The organism is Rhizobium sp. RSm-3, assembly GCF_001854685.1.
GTDB lineage: Bacteria > Pseudomonadota > Alphaproteobacteria > Rhizobiales > Rhizobiaceae > Rhizobium > Rhizobium ecuadorense.
On the sequence record NZ_MAWZ01000040.1, the window covers coordinates 1 to 5,022 of the forward strand.

Below are 5,022 nucleotides of genomic sequence, written 5' to 3' on the forward strand. Positions count from 1 at the left end.
TCGCCTTCCTTCTTTCGTTCCATCCATCGCTGAGTAAAAGGCAGGCAGCTCGCGCCGCCTCGCATGGCAATCTTCAAAACCCGTGCCATGTGGGCCGATCGAGCCAAAGGAAAGATCYTTTTGTTGGGTTTCAGAAAGTTACTCCGAACCACCACAGGAAACTGCCAAACAAACCTAATGTCGCCGATCAGACAAAGCCGACAGACGGTGTCGTGATGGCATCACTTGCACCGCTAGAGCAAATCCTGCTCAATCTGGGTCATATCCAGCGGCCTTAAGGTAGTTTGCGCATTCTGCCGCAGTGAAGCGAGGTATCAAGGCCCCGACCGCATCCCATAGAGCATCGATCTTTCGCTCGGCTCGGCCTCGCAACATGGCTTTCAGCTTCGAGAATGCGTTCTCGATTGGATTGAAGTCCGGACTATAGGGCGGCAGGAACATGAGCTTGGCGCCGGCACGTTCGATGGCATCGCGGACACCGGCTATCTTGTGTGCAGGCAGGTTATCCATAATGACGACGTCGCCGATCTCCAGGGGCGGCACCAGCACCTGTTCGACATACGCAAGGAAGACGTTGCCGTTCATCGCGCCATCGTAGACGAATGGGGCGGTCATTCCGCTGAGGCGCAACGCACCGGTGAAAGTCGTTGTTTTCCAATGGCCGTGCGGCACGCCGGCACGGCAAACGCTCACCTCGCAATGCACGTCCGCGCAGACGTGACATCTTGGTCGAGAGGCCGGTTTCGTCGATGAAGATCAGTTTCTCCGGATCGAGGTCCAATTGACCATCGAACCAGGCGCGCCGGCGCTTCAGGACGTCCGGTCGGTCCTGCTCCAGTGCGTGTGCGGTCTTTTTTTAAAGGTCCACCCACGGCCTCGAAGCCAGGCGCCAAGTGCGCTGCGGCTGATCTTCACCTGCCGCTCGACGGACAAGCGCTCAACCATCTCATCGAGCGTCACATCCCTACGCTCGTTGATCAACGCGACAACGAATTCCTCGTGTGCATCCACTGCCGAAGGTCGTCTCCAGCTCTGTGGCAGAGCAGTTAACTCACCCTCTTTCGCTCTTCAATCCAGCGGATCGCCGTCGAAATCCCAACTCCGAAACGAGCCGCAGCCTGTCGAGCCGACATGCCCGCCGCAGACGCTTTCAAAACCCGTATTAGGAGATCATCGCTCAGGGCCTGTCCCATCATCCACCTCTCCGCTGTGGATGTTGAATCAGCTTCGGTCGCTCTCGTCACCTCACAATCGATTCATCAATCGCAGGACATGTCTAGGTCGACCGCGCGCCAGCGCGACCGCGACCATCAGCAGGACAAAGAGCTTTGAAAACAGGAGACAATCGCACATCCCTGTAGCCAAGAGAGAAATGGCGTATCGCACGGGAGACGCTGCGAGCGCCCAGGTGATAGAGCTTCGCCTTGTGGCTGAACAAGCCAACTTCGATCGCGCAGGCCCGCCGCGCCCGACAGCTGGCCAAAAACAGCGCCAGGAGCTACGACTGGGGCCACGCACGTGAGTATGTCGAGGGCATGTCGCGCATGCTGCAGCAGGACAAACCGGATGGCCACGTCTTGGCGACCGGCGAGACGACGAGTGTCGGCCAATTTCTCGAGCGGGCTTTTGCCGACGTGAACATTACTTTGGAATGGAAGGCGTCCGGCGTCGACTGGCTACGACTCCGCGTCCGGTGCCTGCCTTGTTGAAGTCGATCCTCGATACCTCCGCCCGACGGAAGTTGATCTTCTGCCGGTGATCCGACCAAGGCCCGCCAGAAGCTGGGCTGGCAACACAAGGCCCCGGTTCAGGAGCTCGTCGCCGAGATGGTGCGCGAGGATGTCAAGCACTGGAAGGCCCTGAACAGCCGGGAAGAGCTCTGAGTGTACGACTTGTCCAACAAGAAGATCTGGGTTGTCGGCCATCGCAGTATGGTCGGCAGTGCGCTTGTGCGCAGGCTCCGATGCCGTGCTCTGCGGCAGTGGCGTCAGTTAGCGGGTCGAACGAGGAGCGCGGATCGTGAACCCGCGAGCGCGCAAAAATACGGCATTAGCCGATGATGTTCATACTTCCACCAGGTGCCCGGATTGCGGTACCGAGGCTTCGGGGCATATGTTCCTGATGGTCCTGCTTGTCTCGAATATCTCACGCTTGACGTCTAAGCGTTCGCAGATCGAAAGGTGCGGGATGTGTCATCGTGTGGGTCGGTCCGTCATCGAGGGTTAAATAGACGCACCGATCACTGGGCCGCCACCGTCTCTTCGGATAACTTCAGCTATGGGACCATGCTCTTTCATAGCTCAGGGCCATTCCGCTCGATCAAGGTCCCCGATGGCCAATCACTCATTGAGCATCCTATTGGGAATACTACCAAAATTACGTTTTCACAGCGCGTCGGCGGGAGGTTGAGATAAACATCGGCAAGGGTGGATCGCACGCGTACCCCTTCCAAAACCGTCGCAAGACCATTTCGGCAGAGCCTGAGAACAAGGTTGCGCAACGCCTGCCGAACACCGCCGAACGCAAACCGAACGCCAAGTTGCTGCAGCACTGGGTAAACAATGCGCATCGAATTAATGCCGTACCCCTCAAGATCTGGACGCACGCCCCACAATCCAAGCTCGCATACGAGTAGATCGACCTCGCCAACCCGAACGAAACGACGCAACAACCCCATGTGAGCGGCCACACCGTGCGCATCATAGCCTATTACGCGAAGCTCGGGCCTAGCTCCTGACCAACTACGAGCACCTTCGAATGGAAGGGCGTTGTAAGCTCCAGTTGGCCCATAGGTCTTCCGAAAGAAATCTGCGAGCTCCGTGTGGTCAGAGAGCTCCAACTCGTTTTCCCAGCACACTTTCCACCGCACCTGAGGGCTCATACCTAAACCTCCACTTAATACTCTGTCCAGGCGTCGACAGAGCAACTACTTGATACGCACTCGTTGGGGCGCTTCTAATGGCACTGGTATAAGCTGGTGAAATCATTTGTTTGGATGGAACTCATCCGTCCAATGGATGCGTTCCAATCAATCGGCCTGCCATCGGCTGCCGACGCCAGATGAAGCGGCTGCTCCAACTTCTTCGTGAACATGCCGCCTTGTCCATCATGCTGGATCATCTTGATCAGGCATCCAGGACATTGAACTGAAAAGTTGACCATGACTGAGAGGCTCGCTACTCAGGCAGAAGCAAGCCAAAGACGTTTTCGGCGATAATCAGGCAAATTGTCGAGATCACATTAGAACCCTCGGCGGAACCGGGCTGGTCTATCCCGGCGTCGAAAGTCGTCGAACGACCCGACCTGGCGGAGGGGTTTTTTCGGAATGTTCGGTTTGCGACAGTCTGATTCCACACAAAATGGGACGCGGCGATAGGCAGCAGCATTCTCCTGTTGAATCTGAAAGGGGTTCCCCTCGCAAAACGCCCTGGTTCGCTTTGGCTATCGCAGCCCATGGACCGGCACGCTGGGTATCGGCGAAGATTGCCAGAGGACATACTTGCCTGGCGATCCCGACCTCGGGAGAAGATGATGGGTACAGGAATGGATTCCTAGATCAGTGCGTTTCCGGTGCAAGTTTTAGGACCCCGGACACAGCAAACGCCTCCCAGGACTGGCGAGGCGGCCGCGAGATCGCAATTTTCTCCTAGATAACGGTATGAGGTGATCGTCATACCCTGGTCACCGGATGCCGATCGTCACGCACATGGTCTGGTACAGAGCCGGCGGCGCCGATGAGCCCCCGAGGAAATACTTAGTGACTGGCACGGTTGTTGCGTCGTCTCACGAAAGACAGCCGTTAACGAGAGGTCACGATGATGGATGTATGCTCGATGGGGATGGTGTTGTGCGGTGGGTACCTTCTTGCTGCATCCGCAGGCAGACTCGGCGGCGCTGAGAATGTCTTATCTGACTCGCCTTTGTCCGCGGCTGATGTATCGAGTTTCGAGACTTTCATAGTTCGCAGCCCACCGACATCACTCAATCTGGATCCATTTTATGCCAAATATGCTGACGCAGCGGGCATACCTATTATTTCGTCAAACAAGGTTCCAGACACGGCACTATTGATCTCACGTGACATTGTCCTCTACATGTTGTCAGAACGCCGTGATGTCCGCGATGCTTTAATCCAGGCTGGAGCGCGGGTGGGCGTCATGGCAATTGACGAGACGACGACTGATATTCCCGAGCAGCGGGATTGGAAGAAGCCTCTTCCCGATGATCCACGTCTCACCCCTGACGAGCGGCGGGATTACGCCAACACGATCGGCAAGATGACTGCCCGAGACTACTGGGCACAAAGGGCGCGCGGCATGGGCGGGCTCTACACGACGGGAGCTGTGGAGAATTTGATGGGCGTGCCGGGCACGCGGTATTACGGCGGGAACATTCTTGTTCACGAATTCTCACATAATATTTTCAACGCGCTGCGCACGGTAGATCCTGATCTCGTTGCACGAGTTGAACGTGCCTATTCGCACGCCTACGAGAAAGGCCTCTGGGCGTGTTCCTATATGGAGAACAACGTCGATGAGTATTGGGCCGAGGGCACGCGATTTTGGTTCAATACGAACTTGGCTTACAGCCGAGGCAATCTCACCATTGCCACATCAGAAGATTTCGAGGCTCACGATCCAAGCCTCTATAATATCATGGCCGAAGTCTACCGCCATGACCACCACATTCTGGCGGATGTCTATTACCGGCATTCGGCGAAGTCGCAGTAATGTCCTTTGGTATTGACTGCCGGCCTCATGCTGCAATCCCGCTGGAGACCCGAACTATCGCTGATCGTCCGTAATTTGTCAGAGCCAGCCATAAATTTGAGTTTCCGTTCAATTGAAGCGCCCATGTTGTTCCCACGGGTGCATACCAAGTACTTCGTGGCCGCTGGAATTGGCTCCTTGTGCAACATCGAGAACAAATGACCTGCCACTGAATTTTCATCCGGCGGCGATTAGAGCCTCGGCGGTCTTTGAAACGCTCCCAAACGTTGGACCACCGGATGCTAGAGTTTTC

3 protein-coding genes and 2 pseudogenes are annotated in these 5,022 nt (G+C 56.2%); 3 read left to right on the forward strand and 2 right to left on the reverse strand.

Annotated elements, in window-relative coordinates; genetic code table 11:
- Nucleotides 1-278, forward strand: a 278-nt coding sequence (locus tag BBJ66_RS35160) for a hypothetical protein (RefSeq protein WP_210184958.1), incomplete at its 5' end; no start/stop codon positions are given.
- On the opposite strand, the pseudogene BBJ66_RS33745 reads toward BBJ66_RS35160, so the two are convergent.
- Nucleotides 250-1,193 (reverse strand): annotated as a pseudogene (locus BBJ66_RS33745) (IS630 family transposase). The gene BBJ66_RS35160 and the pseudogene BBJ66_RS33745 overlap by 29 nt on opposite strands.
- Before the next feature lie 231 nt (nt 1,194-1,424).
- Between BBJ66_RS33745 and BBJ66_RS35075 the strand changes: the two are divergent.
- Nucleotides 1,425-1,883: pseudogene (locus BBJ66_RS35075) on the forward strand (GDP-mannose 4,6-dehydratase).
- A 410-nt stretch (nt 1,884-2,293) separates the two neighbouring features.
- Here BBJ66_RS35075 and nodA read toward each other — a convergent pair.
- Nucleotides 2,294-2,881 carry a nodulation N-acyltransferase NodA gene (gene nodA / locus BBJ66_RS25180; RefSeq protein ID WP_004679687.1) on the reverse strand — a complete coding sequence of 196 codons (588 nt, stop codon included), beginning with the start codon at nt 2,879-2,881 and terminating at the stop codon, nt 2,294-2,296.
- 934 nt (nt 2,882-3,815) lie between these two features.
- Here nodA and BBJ66_RS25190 point away from each other — a divergent pair.
- Nucleotides 3,816-4,730, forward strand: coding sequence for a hypothetical protein (locus BBJ66_RS25190; protein ID WP_010034735.1), 915 nt, complete (start codon nt 3,816-3,818; stop codon nt 4,728-4,730).
- Nucleotides 4,731-5,022 lie beyond the last annotated feature (292 nt).

Bases quoted from the DNA above. Each gene is read 5' to 3' on its own strand.
- nodA (WP_004679687.1), bottom strand. From the start codon at position 2,881: ATGAGCCCTCAGGTGCGGTGGAAAGTGTGCTGGGAAAACGAGTTGGAG.
- BBJ66_RS25190 (WP_010034735.1), top strand. From the start codon at position 3,816: ATGATGGATGTATGCTCGATGGGGATGGTGTTGTGCGGTGGGTACCTT.